The 15,228-nt window shown below is 44.8% G+C and carries 15 protein-coding genes; 12 read left to right on the forward strand and 3 right to left on the reverse strand.

Going from position 1 to position 15,228, the window contains the following annotated elements:
• Positions 1-182: 182 nt before the first annotated feature.
• Entirely contained in the window at positions 183-1,091 is a 909-nt protein-coding gene (locus AACX38_RS20385) for a DMT family transporter (RefSeq protein ID WP_228865418.1), read from the reverse strand.
• 160 nt (positions 1,092-1,251) lie between these two features.
• On the opposite strand from AACX38_RS20385, the gene AACX38_RS20390 reads away from it, so the two are divergent.
• From AACX38_RS20390 to AACX38_RS20440, 11 genes are all read left to right on the forward strand, one after another.
• Positions 1,252-2,013, forward strand: coding sequence for an AraC family transcriptional regulator (locus tag AACX38_RS20390; RefSeq protein WP_228865419.1), 762 nt, complete (start codon positions 1,252-1,254; stop codon positions 2,011-2,013).
• Between the two features lie 146 nt (positions 2,014-2,159).
• Positions 2,160-3,287: a 4-phosphoerythronate dehydrogenase PdxB gene (gene pdxB / locus AACX38_RS20395; protein ID WP_228865420.1), complete on the forward strand. Its 1,128-nt coding sequence runs from the start codon at positions 2,160-2,162 to the stop codon at positions 3,285-3,287.
• Between the two features lie 113 nt (positions 3,288-3,400).
• Entirely contained in the window at positions 3,401-4,411 is a 1,011-nt protein-coding gene (locus tag AACX38_RS20400; RefSeq protein ID WP_228865421.1) for an aspartate-semialdehyde dehydrogenase, read from the forward strand.
• Positions 4,411-5,256, forward strand: a complete 846-nt coding sequence (gene truA / locus AACX38_RS20405) for a tRNA pseudouridine(38-40) synthase TruA (protein WP_099121113.1) — start codon at positions 4,411-4,413, stop codon at positions 5,254-5,256. The genes AACX38_RS20400 and truA overlap by 1 nt, the downstream gene beginning before the upstream one ends.
• A gap of 74 nt (positions 5,257-5,330) precedes the next feature.
• Positions 5,331-6,020 (forward strand): DedA family protein, encoded by a 690-nt coding sequence (locus AACX38_RS20410; RefSeq protein ID WP_255712231.1) that lies wholly within the window; start codon positions 5,331-5,333, stop codon positions 6,018-6,020.
• Between the two features lie 157 nt (positions 6,021-6,177).
• Positions 6,178-7,122, forward strand: a complete 945-nt coding sequence (accD, locus tag AACX38_RS20415) for an acetyl-CoA carboxylase, carboxyltransferase subunit beta (protein WP_228865423.1) — start codon at positions 6,178-6,180, stop codon at positions 7,120-7,122.
• Positions 7,115-8,413 (forward strand): bifunctional tetrahydrofolate synthase/dihydrofolate synthase, encoded by a 1,299-nt coding sequence (gene folC, locus AACX38_RS20420; RefSeq protein ID WP_228865424.1) that lies wholly within the window; start codon positions 7,115-7,117, stop codon positions 8,411-8,413. The genes accD and folC overlap by 8 nt, the downstream gene beginning before the upstream one ends.
• Positions 8,403-9,095: a cell division protein DedD gene (dedD, locus tag AACX38_RS20425; RefSeq protein ID WP_228865425.1), complete on the forward strand. Its 693-nt coding sequence runs from the start codon at positions 8,403-8,405 to the stop codon at positions 9,093-9,095. The genes folC and dedD overlap by 11 nt, the downstream gene beginning before the upstream one ends.
• A gap of 201 nt (positions 9,096-9,296) precedes the next feature.
• Positions 9,297-9,785, forward strand: coding sequence for a colicin V production protein (cvpA, locus tag AACX38_RS20430; protein ID WP_099108427.1), 489 nt, complete (start codon positions 9,297-9,299; stop codon positions 9,783-9,785).
• 32 nt (positions 9,786-9,817) lie between these two features.
• Positions 9,818-11,335, forward strand: a complete 1,518-nt coding sequence (purF, locus tag AACX38_RS20435; protein ID WP_228865426.1) for an amidophosphoribosyltransferase — start codon at positions 9,818-9,820, stop codon at positions 11,333-11,335.
• Between the two features lie 45 nt (positions 11,336-11,380).
• Positions 11,381-11,965, forward strand: a complete 585-nt coding sequence (locus AACX38_RS20440; RefSeq protein ID WP_228865428.1) for a UbiX family flavin prenyltransferase — start codon at positions 11,381-11,383, stop codon at positions 11,963-11,965.
• A gap of 26 nt (positions 11,966-11,991) precedes the next feature.
• Here the strand turns inward: AACX38_RS20440 and AACX38_RS20445 are convergent, their stop codons facing one another.
• Both AACX38_RS20445 and AACX38_RS20450 read right to left on the reverse strand, forming a co-directional pair.
• Positions 11,992-12,906 (reverse strand): TIGR01777 family oxidoreductase, encoded by a 915-nt coding sequence (locus tag AACX38_RS20445; RefSeq protein ID WP_228865430.1) that lies wholly within the window; start codon positions 12,904-12,906, stop codon positions 11,992-11,994.
• 304 nt (positions 12,907-13,210) lie between these two features.
• Positions 13,211-13,828 carry a glutathione binding-like protein gene (locus AACX38_RS20450; protein WP_099121120.1) on the reverse strand — a complete coding sequence of 206 codons (618 nt, stop codon included), beginning with the start codon at positions 13,826-13,828 and terminating at the stop codon, positions 13,211-13,213.
• Positions 13,829-13,953: 125 nt separating this feature from the next.
• Between AACX38_RS20450 and yfcD the strand changes: the two genes are divergently transcribed.
• Positions 13,954-14,472, forward strand: coding sequence for an NUDIX hydrolase YfcD (gene yfcD, locus AACX38_RS20455; protein WP_228865431.1), 519 nt, complete (start codon positions 13,954-13,956; stop codon positions 14,470-14,472).
• Positions 14,473-15,228 lie beyond the last annotated feature (756 nt).

Genomic DNA, 15,228 nt, shown 5'->3' on the forward strand with positions numbered 1-15,228 from the left:
ATAGATTATAGAGTCAATAGATTTCAGTTTAATAATTCACAAGTGAGTTATGAACAATAAATGCAGGGAATGGTAAATAGATTCAGTTTGGTGGAGAGTTATTACGATCTGTTTTTGCAGTTATCGCCCAATGGTACTGTTGGGCGATAACTGGTGATAAAGTTATTTAAAATTGCTGATGATTAACTTTTGATACTTTTTTCAGTTTGTTTTTTATAACTATTAATTGGAGTACGTAATTGTTGAGCAATCATTACACCAGCTAACACAATACCTCCTCCGATAAGGTGATAGCTATACATCTTTTCGTGAAGTACTACAATCGCAATCATGGCAGTAAAGACCGGAGCCAGGTTCATAAATATCGATGTCATATTTGCACCCAGTCGGCTAACTCCCTGTATCCACACGTAAGGTGCAATAATTGAAGCCGGAATACCCGCAAACAGTACAAGAGGGATATTATCACTGGTTAGCTGGACATCTTCTGTCATCATGAAGTTGGGAGAAAGTAACAGCACGCCAAACCCAATTTGAATATAAAGTGCCTGCCAGTTGGGTAATGGAATTGCCCAGCGTTTGGTCAGGACGCCGTACAGAGCATAAGCGGCTGATGCAATAAACATCATTATGTCTCCGATCCCTAATCCGTTTTCCAACAAAGTAGACGGTTCACCTTTACCCACTAGCCATATCAGCCCAAATAGTGACAAAGCACTTCCGAGTATAATTCCAATGGTCGGTGTGATCCGTAGAACAAATATACTGAGTATGATCGTCAGCAACGGAATTAATGAGGTTAAGATCCCAATTAGTGTTGCACTGACAGTATGGGCGGCATAGTAAATCAGGCTTTGATTAAGAACCATACCAAGAAAACCCAGAATCAATAACTTCCACCAGTGTGGGGTGATTGTTTTCCATTGTTTTAGTACTGGCAGTAAGATAAAAGGCGTCAAAATCAAAAACGCGACAAACCAGCGATAGAAAGCGATAGCGCCGGGTTCAATTGAGGTTGCTGCGGATTTACTGACTACCGCATTAGCTGACCAAATCAGGACAGCAATAAGGGGAAATAATAAATTTTTCATTGAATTTAATTGTGTGTAGAACATCGTGTACTTAGTGTAGCAGTGACCGATTTATTATATATATTGAAAATCCGCCAACTGATGAGGCAATCAGGACAATTTATAAATTCCTCTCCGTTTTTGGAAGTAAAAATGAATTTTTTGAAAGGGAGTTAACCAAATGATGTTTCAGTTACCGGACTGGGATATGCCCAACACTCTCATTTTTCGTGATGAAACCCTGAATGCTGATACTGAATTCATGTTGCATTCCCACCCATTCGGGCAATTGATTTATGTTGTCTGCGGCGTTATGGAGATGACTGTGGAAGGACAGCGTTTTCTGGCTCCACCGGAGTTTTGTATCTGGATCCCGAAAAATAGTGTTCATTCGAGTTATAACCGGAAAACAATGCGGTTTTGGATAATCGATATTTCACCGCAATTGAGCAAATCTTTGCCTTCTCATCCATGTCTTATCCGGCTAAGTTCTATTTTTCATGCCATTATGCAGGATTTCTTTAGCCGTAAGGTAATTAGGCCACAGACCGATAAAGATCAGCGTCTGACACAGATTCTTATCGATCAGCTTGAACTGTCACCAAGCCAGAATACTTACCTGCCTTCATCAAAAGATAAACTTCTTGCACCGATTTTACAGGAATTAGAGCATAACCCCGCTGATAATACTTCATTGGTAGAATGGGCAAAGAAGCGTTATACCTCGGAAAGAACCTTATCACGTCGATGTCAGCAGGAACTAGGAATGTCTTTTAGTGAGTGGCGACAGCGTCTGCGTTTTCTGCATGCGATTTCTTTGTTGGCACAGGGGAAAAGCGTTTATGAAGTTGCATTTGATGTTGGTTATAGCTCATCGTCCGCTTTTATTGCCATGTTTCAACAGATTGCAGGAACAACGCCGGAACGTTTCAGGAAAGGATGAGCTGAAATAAACATCAATCAGAGTGTACTGGGCTGTAGAAATTTTCTGATAAAGCGCCAAGCAGAAAGATAAAGGGAGATTAGGCATTATGTCGATTAAATGGCAGAATAGCGGATCACGCCCACTTAAGTCGTTGGATAAGAAAAGTGAAAATTTTAGTCGATGAAAATATGCCTTATGCTGAACAACTCTTTAAACAATTAGGAGAAGTTCAGGCAATTCCGGGGCGCCCTGTGCCTGAGGGTGTTTTGGAACACGCAGATGCCTTTATGGTGCGTTCTGTCACTAAAGTTAATGAGTCCCTGTTAAAAGGCAGTGCTGTAAAATTTGTCGGTACAGCGACTGCGGGTATGGATCATGTTGATCAGCCGTGGTTAGAGCAGGCGGGGATCGGTTTTTCTGCTGCTCCCGGATGCAACGCAATTGCTGTTGTTGAGTATGTTTTCTCCGCGCTGATGATATTAGCAGAGCAGGATCAATTTCAGCTGAAAGAAAAAACTGTCGGTATTGTCGGTGTTGGTAATGTCGGGGGACGTCTGGCAGCACGACTGGACGCTCTGGGCGTGAAAACTCTTTTGTGCGACCCGCCGCGGGCAGATCGGGGAGATGAAGGTGAATTCTGGCCTTTGGAAAAACTGGTCAAAGAGGCAGATATTCTGACATTCCATACCCCGCTTAATACATCAGGCCCTTATCAGACTTATCATCTGGCAGATGCAGAACTGCTTTCTGCCTTGCCGGATAATTGCATCTTAATTAATGCCAGCCGTGGTGAAGTGGTTGATAATCAGGCACTGTTATCAGCTTTACAAAACGGAAAAAAATTGCGCGTCGTACTTGATGTCTGGGAACCAGAACCTAACCTTTCATTACCTTTGCTGGAGCTGGTGGATATCGGTACACCGCATATTGCGGGATATACTCTGGAAGGCAAGGCGCGTGGTACAACTCAGGTTTTTGAGGCGTATTGTGAATTTTTAGGGAAGCCACAAAAAACCGCATTATCTGATTTACTGCCTGAGTCTGATTTCAGCCATATCACGGTTCGTGGTGAAGTGACACAAAGCATCCTGAAGCGTCTGATGCATTTAGTGTATGATGTGCGCCGTGATGATGCACCATTGCGTCAGGTAGCCGGTCAGAACGGTGCTTTTGACCAGCTGCGGAAAAATTATCCGGAACGCCGTGAGTGGTCTTCCCTGACCGTGCATTGTGATTCTGAAAGCAGTGCTCAATTACTATCCCAGATTGGATTTGACGCTAAAGTCATTTAAAAACAGTTGATTAACGGAACTCAATTAACCGTATCGAATTAACTGTATTGAGTTAACAACAGGCAGAATTCTCTGCCTGCCAGCAAAATACTAGAGAAGTGGAGAAAACCAACATGTCAGAAGGTTGGAATATTGCGCTGTTGGGTGCAACGGGCGCAGTAGGTGAAGCGATATTGGCGTTATTACAGGAGCGCCAGTTTCCGGTTGGTGAACTGCATCTTCTTGCCAGTGAACAAAGTGTCGGTAGCATTAAGCGGTTTAACGGTAAGAACGTCGCCGTTCGCGATGTTGCCGAATTTGACTGGTCACAGGTACAGCTAGCATTTTTTGCTGTGGGTATGGAAGTCACAGCACAACATATTTCACAGGCAACAGATGCGGGCTGTCTGGTGATTGACAGCAGCGGATTGTTTGCCGCTGAACCGGATGTTCCATTGGTTGTGCCGACAGTAAATCCGCATGCGCTGGCTGAGTATCGTAACCGTAATATTGTTGCGGTTGCAGATAGTGCAACCAGTCAGGTGTTAACGGCTATTAAACCTTTAATTGATACTGCGGGTATCGCGCGTTTACAACTGACCAATATCCTGCCGGTTTCTGTTCATGGTAAAGCAGCGATTGACGAACTGGCGGGGCAAAGTGCCCGTTTATTAAATGGTATTCCACCAGATGAAGGGCGTTTCAATAAACAACTGGCATTCAACTTACTGCCTTTGCTGCCTGATGCGGAAGGAACAGTGCGTGAAGAGCGCCGGATTGTCGATCAGGTTCGCAGAATATTACAGGATGAAGGTTTACCTGTTTCAGTCAGCTGTGTTCAGTCTTCCGTTTTCTACGGTATTGCCCAGATGGTCAGTGTGGAAACACTGCGTCCTGTTGGCGTAGAAGAAGCGCGTGACGAATTTGAACGTCTTGAAGAAATTCAGGTCTCAGAAGAAGGGGATTACCCGACTCAGGTGACTGACGCATCAGGTGCTGATGGGCTGAGTATCGGCTGTCTGCGTAATGATTACGGAATGCCGGAGATGTTACAGTTCTGGTCTGTTGCCGATAACATTCGTTTCGGCGGTGCATTGATGGCGGTTGAAGTCGCAGAAAAACTGATGCAGGAGCAATTTTACTGATGTCTGATACAGAACTGAATCAGTCTGTGCCAGAAGCAAAAAAAGTGAAAATTGCACTGGGGATTGAATACGACGGCAGCCGCTATTATGGCTGGCAGCGTCAGCAGGAAGTCAGAAGTGTACAGGCCTGTCTGGAAAAAGCGCTGTCAAAAGTTGCAAATGAGCCAATTGCTGTTTTCTGTGCAGGCAGAACGGATGCGGGAGTTCACGCAACTGGGCAGGTTGTGCATTTTGAAACTTCGGCACAGCGCAAAGATGCAGCATGGACAATGGGCGTTAATACTCATTTACCTGCGGATATTGCGGTGCGTTGGGTGAAAGCGGTAGATGATGAATTTCATGCCCGTTTCAGCGCAACAGCACGTCGGTATCGGTACGTTATCTTTAACCATCGTTACCGCCCAGCGGTATTGGCGAAAGGCGTCACGCATTTTCATTATCCGCTGGATGAGAAAAAGATGCATGCAGCAGCACAGTGTCTGTTAGGAGAGAATGATTTTACGTCTTTCAGGGCCGTGCAGTGCCAGTCCAATTCGCCTTGGCGCAATCTGATGCACATTAATGTCAGTCGCCACGGGCATTATGTTGTCGTGGATATCAAGGCAAATGCTTTTGTCCATCATATGGTACGTAATATTGTCGGCAGCTTGCTTGAAATTGGCTGTGGTAATCAGGGCGTACAATGGATGGCTGAGTTGTTAGCACTGAAAGATCGGACAAAAGCAGCAGCAACTGCTAAAGCTGAAGGGCTATATTTAGTTGCGGTGGATTATCCTGCTCATTTTGGGTTGCCTGAGCCGGTGATGGGGCCTTTGTTTTTGGCTGATGAGCTAGTTTCTGGCTGATGAACTGGTTTTGACTGATAAATGCTGATTTTTTCGAATGACGGCAGGGATGTTTGAGCACTACGAGGAATATTATGGAGTTTTTTACTCATTTTATTGATTTCGCGAAGTTCATTGTTGATTTTATTTTACATATTGATGCGCACTTGGCTGAATTAGTTGCCAATTATGGTGACTGGGTATATGGGATCTTATTTTTAATCGTATTTTGTGAAACGGGGCTGGTGGTTACACCGTTCCTGCCGGGAGACTCACTACTATTTGTAGCGGGAGCGCTGTCGGCATTGGATTCTAACGATCTTAATGTACATATTATGGCTGCACTGATAATTGCCGCAGCAATTATTGGGGATGCTATAAACTATACTATTGGTCGTGTTTTCGGTGAGAAACTGTTCAATAATCCAAATTCCCGGATTTTCCGCCGCAGCTATCTGGACAAAACTCATCAGTTTTATGAGAAACATGGCGGAAAAGCGATAATTCTGGCGCGGTTTGTGCCAATCGTCCGAACATTTGCTCCATTCGTTGCCGGAATGGGCAAAATGTCTTACCGGCATTTTGCTGCATATAATGTTATTGGGGCATTGATATGGGTATTATTGTTCACTTATGCCGGTTATTTATTCGGTGACATGCCGATTATCCAACAGAATCTGAAATTATTGATTGTTGCAATCATCTTTATTTCTATTCTGCCGGGTGTGATTGAAATCTGGCGTCATCGCCGGGCGACATCTAAAAAAGCGTCAGATAATAATTAGATGTCACTAAATGATAGATAGCCACAAACAGGTTTGAGCAGTTTTTTATCCACTCTGTTATAGCATTGTGGTTTAATGGCACGTAAAACAAAAGCTGGCTTATACCGAGGAAATGCAGCCCCCGTTATAGGCCAGAATCAGACGGAAAGGTTCATTAATGAGCTGGATTGAAAAGATTCTAAACAAAAGCAAAATCATGCAAACTCGTAAGGCAAATATCCCTGAAGGAGTTTGGACTAAATGCGACAGTTGCAGTCAGGTGCTTTATCGCGCTGAATTAGAGCGTAACCTCGAAGTGTGTCCAAGATGTGACCACCATATGAAAATTTCTGCCCGCCAGCGTTTGCAGTCATTTTTGGATGAGGAAAGTACAACAGAGTTAGGCAGCGAATTAGAGCCTAAAGATATCCTGAAATTCCGCGATATCAAAAAATATAAAGATCGTCTGGCAGCAGCTCAGAAGCAGACTCAGGAAAAAGATGCCCTAGTCGTCATGAAAGGCTTGTTACATGATATGCCGGTTGTCGCAGCCGCATCTGAGTTTAACTTTATGGGCGGTTCAATGGGTTCGGTTGTTGGCGCGCGTTTTGTGCGTGGCGTTGAACAGGCACTGGAAGACAACTGCCCGTTTATCTGCTTTGTCTCCAGTGGTGGAGCACGTATGCAGGAATCACTGATGTCACTGATGCAGATGGCAAAAACCAGTGCTGCATTAGCGAAAATGCAGGATCGTGGCTTACCTTATATTTGTGTTCTGACTAACCCGACGTTTGGTGGTGTGACTGCAAGTATGGGTATGCTGGGTGACATCAATATTGCAGAGCCTAAAGCATTGATCGGTTTTGCTGGCCCACGGGTTATCGAGCAGACCGTACGTGAGAAATTACCGGAAGGTTTCCAGCGCAGTGAATTCCTGCTGGAAAAAGGTGCGATTGATATGATCATGCGCCGTCCGGAAATGAGAGAAAGAATTGCCGGTATGCTTGCCATGATGACTCATCAGCCACATCCCGACGCGAAAAAAGAAGTAACAGAAATTGTTGCTGAACCTGCTGACGTCGAAGTTGACATAAACATCAACCCTAATAAAGAAGATGTCTGATACTTTACAAATTCCTCAAGCCACATCGTCACTGACGATGTGGCTTTCCTACCTTGGAAACCTGCACTCGAAAGCGATTGATATGGGGCTTGAGCGTATCGGTACGCTTGCCGATAAACTGGATTTATTACATCCGGCCCCTAAAGTCATTACGGTATCCGGTACCAATGGTAAGGGCACAACCTGTCATACCCTTGAATCCATTCTTCTGGCTGCGGGTCTGAAAGTCGGAGTTTACAGCTCCCCACATCTGGTGCGCTATACCGAGCGGGTGCGTATTCAGGGTAATGAACCAACAGAGCAGGATTTTTGCCGTGTTTTTGCCGGTATTGAATCTCAGCGTGGTGATATCTCCTTAACCTATTTTGAATATGGAACACTGGCGGCATTGCAGCTCTTCAAAGAAGCTGATCTTGACGTTGTGATCCTCGAAGTAGGGCTGGGTGGTCGTCTCGATGCCACTAATATTGTCGATGCAGATATTGCCGCTATTACCAGCATTGCACTGGATCATACGGATTGGCTTGGCGCGGATCGTGAACATATCGGGCGCGAAAAAGCGGGTATTTTCCGTCATGGGCACTTTGCTGTCGTTGGCGAGCCGGATATGCCTCAGTCCATTGCTGATGTTGCCGATGAACTGGGAGCCAAATTATTCTGTCGGGGTAAAGACTGGGATTTTGCCCAGGAAAAAGAAAGCTGGCACTGGCGAACAGTCGATCGACAATTTAATTCGCTGCCGATCCCTAACCTGCCATTAGCTAATGCTGCAACTGCACTGGGCGTCATTCACTGCCTGTTACAGCAGAATGATAAAGTCAGTCAGGCGATTGATGAACAGGCTATTCATGATGGCTTGAAGCGTGCCCAGTTACCGGGGCGTTTTCAAATCATAGGGGAAAAGCCGCGTATCATTCTGGATGTGGCACATAATCCCCATGCAGCCGGATATCTGGCACAAAAACTGGCGGAGTTATCCCGTTCGCCGGGCAGTAAGGTACGGGGTGTTGTCGGCATGTTGCAGGATAAGGACATCGCGGGAACACTGGCCTGTCTTAGCAGTCAAATTGACGAATGGTATTGTGCATCACTACATGAATTTCGTGGTGCAGAAGCGGCTGTACTGGCTGAACACCTGCCCGATGCCCGGATATTCCCGGACGTTGAACAGGCATGGCATCAGGCTATGGAAGAGGCATCAGAGCAGGATATTATCGTGGTCTGTGGTTCTTTCCATACGGTCGCTCATGTTATGGAGTCATTGGAGGAGATAAAGGGACGTGGCAAGTAAATTTCAAAATCGCTTAGTCGGAACCATCGTTCTTGTGGCACTGAGTGTCATCGTGCTGCCGATGCTGCTGGACGGCGATAAGAAATACAATGAGGAAAAATTCGCTTCTATACCATTAGTGCCTAAGCCGGGTGATGAAGAGAATATTGATTCGATTCCGCCACTGACACAAAGTATGCCGTCTGCACCTCCGGAAGGGGCTGCAGAGGCAATGCAGACACAAGTTCAGGAGCCGCAGCAAGATACGGATACATTTTCCGGTTCTTCAGCCCCGGAATCAGTACCTGAGCCACCGGCAGCAACGGCAGGAGACACCGGAGAACAGGCAAAACCTGATCTTTCTGTTACTCCTAAAACAGAAACCAAACCGCAGGTTAAGGTAGAGAGTCGCACTGAAAGCCAGCCGGAAGTGAAACCCCGTGCTGCTGAACAGGCACCGCAGGCCGTTGCTTATGTTGTGCAACTTGGGGCATTAAAAAATGCGGATAAAGTGAATGAAATTGTGGCTAGGCTACGTCTTTCAGGGCATCAGGTCTATACAGTTCCTTCTTCGGCAGTACAAGGCCAGTTAACCCGGATTTATGTCGGGCCGAATGCATCAAAACAGGCTTTGGGCTCTATTTTGCCTGAACTGAGAGAATTAACCGGCTTACAGGGGCAAATTAAAAATTACACGCCATAACATCATGCTCTTACATGCTGGGCTAAAACCTGCCGTGAAAGATCCGGAACCCTTCATAATGCGCATAGCTTGTACAGGCAGATATGAACGGTTCCTTAAATTATTTTTAATAGCAGAGTGATAAATCTGCTACGCAAACGTTTTCGTTTTCTGTTAGAATGCGCCCGACCTGAAAGTCGGGAGCCTGTTTTGGATTAAAATATGGTCTGGATAGATTATACAATTATTGCCATTATTGGTTTCTCTGCACTGGTCAGCCTGATTAGGGGTTTTGTTCGTGAGGCACTTTCACTGATCACTTGGGGATGTGCTTTCTTTGTTGCAAGCCACTTCTATACTTACCTGGCGGTTTATTTTACCCGTCTTGGAGATGAGCTGGTGCGCAATGGGGTTGCGATTGCTATTTTATTCATTGCAACACTGATTGTTGGTGCAGTAGTAAATTATGTGATTGGCTCACTTGTTCAGCGAACAGGCTTATCAGGTACTGATCGGGTTCTGGGGATCTGTTTCGGGGCGTTGCGTGGTGTATTAATCGTTTCTGCCATTTTGTTTATTGCAGACTCATTTACTCCGCTTCCCCAAAGTGCGGACTGGAAACAGTCGCAGTTGATCCCTCAGTTCAGTCAAATTATCAGGTGGTTTTTTGACTACCTGCAAAACGCGTCGAGTTTCCTACCGGAGAAATAGCCTTCTCCGCCTGACTGATGAGGAAAGACTACATGTGCGGTATTGTTGGTATCGTTGGTTTTACATCGGTTAACCAGTCGATTTATGATGCATTGACGGTGCTTCAGCACCGTGGACAGGATGCAGCAGGTATTGCGACTATTGATGGTAACAATGAATTCCGTTTACGTAAGGCCAATGGTTTGGTCAAAGATGTGTTTGAAACAAAACACATGTTACGTTTACAAGGGACAATCGGAATTGGGCATGTCCGTTACCCGACAGCGGGGAGTTCCAGCGCTTCCGAAGCCCAGCCCTTTTATGTGAACTCACCTTTTGGTATCACATTGGCACATAACGGCAATCTGACAAACGCACCGGAACTGAAAAAAAGTCTGTTTGAAAATGCCCGTCGCCATGTCAACACAACGTCTGATTCTGAAATCCTGCTGAATATTTTTGCTGATGAGTTAACTCAATTTCCGCATTTCCCATTAGAACCTGATGATATTTTTGCGGCAATTGCGGCAATGCACCGGAAAATCCGGGGTGCTTATGCCTGTGTCGCGATGATCATCGGGCATGGTTTGGTGGCTTTCCGTGATCCGAACGGGATCCGGCCTCTGGTATTAGGGAAACGTACACTGGCAGATGGCCGCAGTGAATATATGGTGGCATCGGAAAGTGTGGCGCTGGATACCTTAGGGTTTGAGTTCCTGCGGGATGTCGCTTCAGGTGAGGCTATTTATATTACTGAGCAGGGGCAATTATTTACTCGCCAGTGCGCAGAAACTCCCTCATTAACTCCCTGTCTGTTCGAATTTGTTTACCTTGCCCGCCCAGATTCCTTTATAGATAAAATTTCCGTTTATAACGCCCGGTTACGAATGGGAAGAAAGCTAGGGGAAAAAATAGCCCGCGAATGGGAAGATTTACAAATAGACGTTGTTATCCCTATTCCTGAAACTTCCTGCGATATAGCACTGGAAATCGCCCATATTCTGGATAAACCTTATCGTCAGGGGTTCGTTAAAAACCGTTATGTCGGGCGTACCTTCATTATGCCCGGCCAGCATGAACGCCGTAAATCAGTCCGGCGTAAACTGAACGCTAACCGTGCTGAATTCCGTGGTAAAAACGTTTTATTGGTGGATGATTCTATTGTCCGTGGTACAACTTCGGAGCAAATTGTGGAACTGGCCCGGGAAGCTGGCGCTAAGAAAGTCTATTTTGCTTCGGCTGCGCCTGAAGTCCGTTTCCCGAATGTCTACGGAATCGACATGCCAAATGCTAATGAATTGATAGCTCACGGTCGTGAAGTTAATGAAATTCGCCAATTGATTGGTGCTGATGCCCTGATATATCAGGATCTTTCTGATTTAATCGCTGCGATGCATGAAGAAAATCCGGATATTGAAAAATTTGAATGTTCAGTTTTTGACGGTATCTATGTCACGAAAGATATTGATCAGACTTATCTCGATTATCTGGAAAACCTGCGTAAAGATGATGCCATGAAATTACAGGGACAGAGCGAAATCGAGAGCCTGGAAATCTATAATGAAGGATAATAACATTCCTATCATTGAGTTATTTCGGGTATTACTGAGGAGCGCATGAAAAAACTGATCGTCGGTCTGACAGGGGCAAGTGGTGCAATTTATGGCATTCGGCTACTACAGGTCTTACAGCCTGTAGAGGATATTGAAACACATCTGATAATCAGCCAGTCAGCCCGGCAAACACTGGCACTGGAGACAGACTACACCTTGCGTGAAGTGCAGTCGCTTGCTGATGTGGTACACGATAACCGTGACATTGCCGCCTCTATCTCTTCGGGATCATTTAAGACGTCAGGGATGGTGATCTTACCTTGTTCCATCAAAACATTATCGGGCATTGTGCATAGCTATACGGATGGCCTAATCACCCGTGCTGCCGATGTTGTTTTGAAAGAGGGGCGTAAACTGGTTCTGGGAGTCAGGGAAACGCCATTACATTTGGGGCATTTAAGGTTAATGACTCAGGCCGCTGAAATAGGGGCAGTAATTATGCCGCCAGTACCTGCATTTTATCATCGGCCCGAATCTGTTCAGGATATTGTCGACCAGACAGTCAACCGTGTGCTTGATCAGTTTTATATCGACCTGCCAGCGGATCTATTTAATCGTTGGCAGGGAGCAAAATCTGTCAATATTTAACATATCAGTATTTAAAACGTCAGCGTTCAATACTGCCTGACGTTTTCCGTCAGTAAATGTTTTAGGGCTTCTTCTAACTCAAAATAGCGGAAGCCGAATCCGGCTTCTTCCAGCCGCTTCGGTATCGCTTGTTGCCCGCCTAATACCAGTGCTGCGGCTTCACCCATAACTATTTTTAATACAAAAGCAGGGATCCTGAACAAAGCAGGGCGATGCAGTACTTTTGCCAGTATTGCGCTGAACTGATCATTATGAATAGGATAGGGCGCGGTCATATTGAAAGGGCCCTCCAACTCAGGAGAGACCAGCAGATAGTAAATACCATTGACCATATCATCAATATGGATCCACGGCATATATTGCCTGCCATCCCCTATAGCTCCCCCAAGCCCTAAACGGAATATAGGCAGCATTTTACTAAGGGCACCCCCCTGACTTGCCAGCACAATACCTGTTCTCAGCAAACATACCCGGGTTTTTTCACTTTTAGCCTGTAAGGCTAGTTTTTCCCAGCGTTCACAGAGTTGGTGGGCAAACTCATCATGGGGAGGCTCATCTTCTGATACAACGGACTGCCCTTGATCGCCATAATAGCCGACGGCTGAACCGGAAATAAAAACAGAAGGAGGAGACTCACCTGCTCTTATCAGCGCACTTAATTTTTCGGTCAGTTCCCAGCGGCTCTGGCAGAGTTTATCTTTTTGTTTTGGTGTCCATCGCTTATCTACGATAGGCTCACCGGCAAGATTGATAACTGCATCAAAGCCATCCAGAGTGTTCCGGTCATTCAATGTCGTCCAGCATTCCACCTGATCACTAAATAAAGAATAAACTTTTTGTGGAGACCGGCTCAGAACAGTGATGGAGTGGGAGAGTGAAAGTAATTGATAGACTAACCGTCGGCCTATCAGTCCAGTTCCCCCTGTAACTAAAATATGCATAACCACTCCTTGTGAACAAAGCAAAAGCGGGTATATCAGGGATCTCTCAGGTACACCAACTAGGCGGTATCCTGAAAAACGTAAAGTATAGTCAATGACTGACTATAGCAAGGGATGATGTACGCAGCAGCGAGATATGCTGTTATCTGCTATCGACATCAAGTTTTCAGATGAAAAATTCACGTGGATAAATGATTAGGCCCGGTATATTTCGGGCAACTTCACGATGACAAAGACGTGACCCCGATAGCATAAATTATGTTACCGGGGTAAGTGCAGCTAGCAAAAAATCAGTTTGGAGAGCTTACTTATTGTAGACGGCCTGCGTTGCAGGACGCTGGCTGATTTTTTCTAACCATTTTTCTACAGCGGGATAATCCTGCAAATTAATTTTTTGATATTCATAGCAATACGCCCACGGATAAGTGGCAATATCCGCGATACTGTATTCATTGCCGCCGAGATAAGATGTTTTTTCCAGCTGGGTATTCAGTACTTTGTATAGCCGCTGAGTTTCTGTGACATAGCGATTTATTGCGTAGGGAACAACTTCAGGCGCATAGCGGTTAAAGTGATGATTTTGCCCGAGCATCGGGCCGAATCCTCCAACCTGCCAGAATAGCCACTGTAATTGCCGGATACGTTCCCGTTCATTCTGGCTCAATAGTTTCCCAGTTTTTTCCGCCAGATAGAGCAAAATAGCACCTGATTCGAAGAGCGATAAGGGTTCTCCTCCGTCGGCAGGTTGATGGTCGACAATAGCAGGGATTTTATTATTGGGTGAAATGGCGAGAAACTCTGGCGTGAACTGTTCATTGGCGCTTATATCGATGGGATAAATCGTATAAGGGAGGCCCACTTCTTCAAGAAACAGCGCGATTTTATGGCCATTAGGTGTAGGAGCATAGTATAGGTCTATCATATAACCTCTAGTAATAATAACGTTGGGATTAATGTTAGATTTATTACATTACCATTGTTCCTGTTTGGCTGTAAAATTCCACCGAAGCAAAAGTCGGCATATAATTATTTAGTAAAGGTTTGAAGATGACTCAAGAAAAATCAGTAGATATTGAGTGGGTTGATATTGTCAATGAAGAAAATGAAGTCATCGCGCAGGCAACCCGTGAGCAAATGCGTAATCAAAACCTGAGGCATCGGGCAACTTATATTGTTGTACATGATGGTATGGGAAAAATTCTGGTTCAGCACCGTACAGAAACAAAAGATTTTTACCCCGGCAAACTGGATGCAACTGCGGGTGGAGTAGTTACGATGGGAGAGCATCTGCTTGAATCAGCCCGTCGTGAAGCAGAGGAAGAACTGGGAATTGCGGGAATTCCTTTTGCTGAACATGGCATCTTCTATTACGAAGAAGAAATTTGCCGTATATGGGGAGGCTTGTTCAGTTGTGTCAGCCGCGGGCCATTTGCATTACAGGAAGAAGAGGTATCTGCGGTTTACTGGTTATCACCGGAAGAAATTACAGCCCGATGTGATGAATTTACGCCAGATTCTTTAAAGGCCCTTTCTCTTTGGCTGTCACGTAATAAAGATCTATCCTGATCCAATAAATATTCCCTTTTCATTGCGTATATACACAATGAATTTCAAGATGCGTTGCGGCGGCAAGGGAGTGAACCCCGGGAGCATAGATAACTATGTGACCGGGGTGAGTGAGCGCAGCCAACAAAGAGGCAACTTGAAAGACGAAGTGTATAAGCAGAATGGAGCCAGAATGCTTAATTCTGCTTAGCAAAATCTGATGTTAACTCCCGCTAAATACCGGCAGGAATGCAACCATATTATTCCCAGTAACCCTTACCGGCACTTTCGCCGTCTGTTGTGCCTTTTCCAAAACCTTCAAAATGACCAATTACATTAAAACCATTCCAAAACTGCATACTGCCCACAAAAAATGTTACAGCAGAAGTATAGGCTGTTCCGTTTTTATATAGAAAGTCAGTCTCATCAGAAAGCTCTAAGGATCATATTTGATAAACAAAAAATCTTATTTTAAATGCTGAATTATAACTCGTGGTTTTATCTAATAATGTTTTTTCTCAGATTTTATCTATACCTTTTAACCTTTCCTTTAACAGTTTAGCGAGAAAGCCAGATGTTTTTTATTTCCATTCATTAAGTCATGTTTTTTGTTCACCATATACTCCTGATATTTTTTATCTATCACATATTAATTAATCTTTTTTTGTGTCGAAATGGTGTTATTTGTTTGTTTTTAAAGAATAACTTGTGATTTTTCTTAGGTTAAAGTAATTTTTTAAATTGAAACAACAATGGATTAAAGGTATACCAATATCC

This window comes from Xenorhabdus sp. PB30.3, from assembly GCF_963895965.1.
Taxonomy (GTDB): Bacteria; Pseudomonadota; Gammaproteobacteria; order Enterobacterales; family Enterobacteriaceae; genus Xenorhabdus; species Xenorhabdus stockiae.

Bases quoted from the DNA above. Each gene is read 5' to 3' on its own strand.
- AACX38_RS20390 (WP_228865419.1), top strand. From the start codon at position 1,252: ATGATGTTTCAGTTACCGGACTGGGATATGCCCAACACTCTCATTTTT.
- AACX38_RS20450 (WP_099121120.1), bottom strand. From the start codon at position 13,828: ATGATAGACCTATACTATGCTCCTACACCTAATGGCCATAAAATCGCG.
- AACX38_RS20445 (WP_228865430.1), bottom strand. From the start codon at position 12,906: ATGCATATTTTAGTTACAGGGGGAACTGGACTGATAGGCCGACGGTTA.
- AACX38_RS20410 (WP_255712231.1), top strand. From the start codon at position 5,331: ATGGAGTTTTTTACTCATTTTATTGATTTCGCGAAGTTCATTGTTGAT.
- yfcD (WP_228865431.1), top strand. From the start codon at position 13,954: ATGACTCAAGAAAAATCAGTAGATATTGAGTGGGTTGATATTGTCAAT.
- AACX38_RS20385 (WP_228865418.1), bottom strand. From the start codon at position 1,091: ATGAAAAATTTATTATTTCCCCTTATTGCTGTCCTGATTTGGTCAGCT.
- cvpA (WP_099108427.1), top strand. From the start codon at position 9,297: ATGGTCTGGATAGATTATACAATTATTGCCATTATTGGTTTCTCTGCA.
- folC (WP_228865424.1), top strand. From the start codon at position 7,115: ATGTCTGATACTTTACAAATTCCTCAAGCCACATCGTCACTGACGATG.
- AACX38_RS20400 (WP_228865421.1), top strand. From the start codon at position 3,401: ATGTCAGAAGGTTGGAATATTGCGCTGTTGGGTGCAACGGGCGCAGTA.
- AACX38_RS20440 (WP_228865428.1), top strand. From the start codon at position 11,381: ATGAAAAAACTGATCGTCGGTCTGACAGGGGCAAGTGGTGCAATTTAT.
- purF (WP_228865426.1), top strand. From the start codon at position 9,818: ATGTGCGGTATTGTTGGTATCGTTGGTTTTACATCGGTTAACCAGTCG.
- truA (WP_099121113.1), top strand. From the start codon at position 4,411: ATGTCTGATACAGAACTGAATCAGTCTGTGCCAGAAGCAAAAAAAGTG.
- accD (WP_228865423.1), top strand. From the start codon at position 6,178: ATGAGCTGGATTGAAAAGATTCTAAACAAAAGCAAAATCATGCAAACT.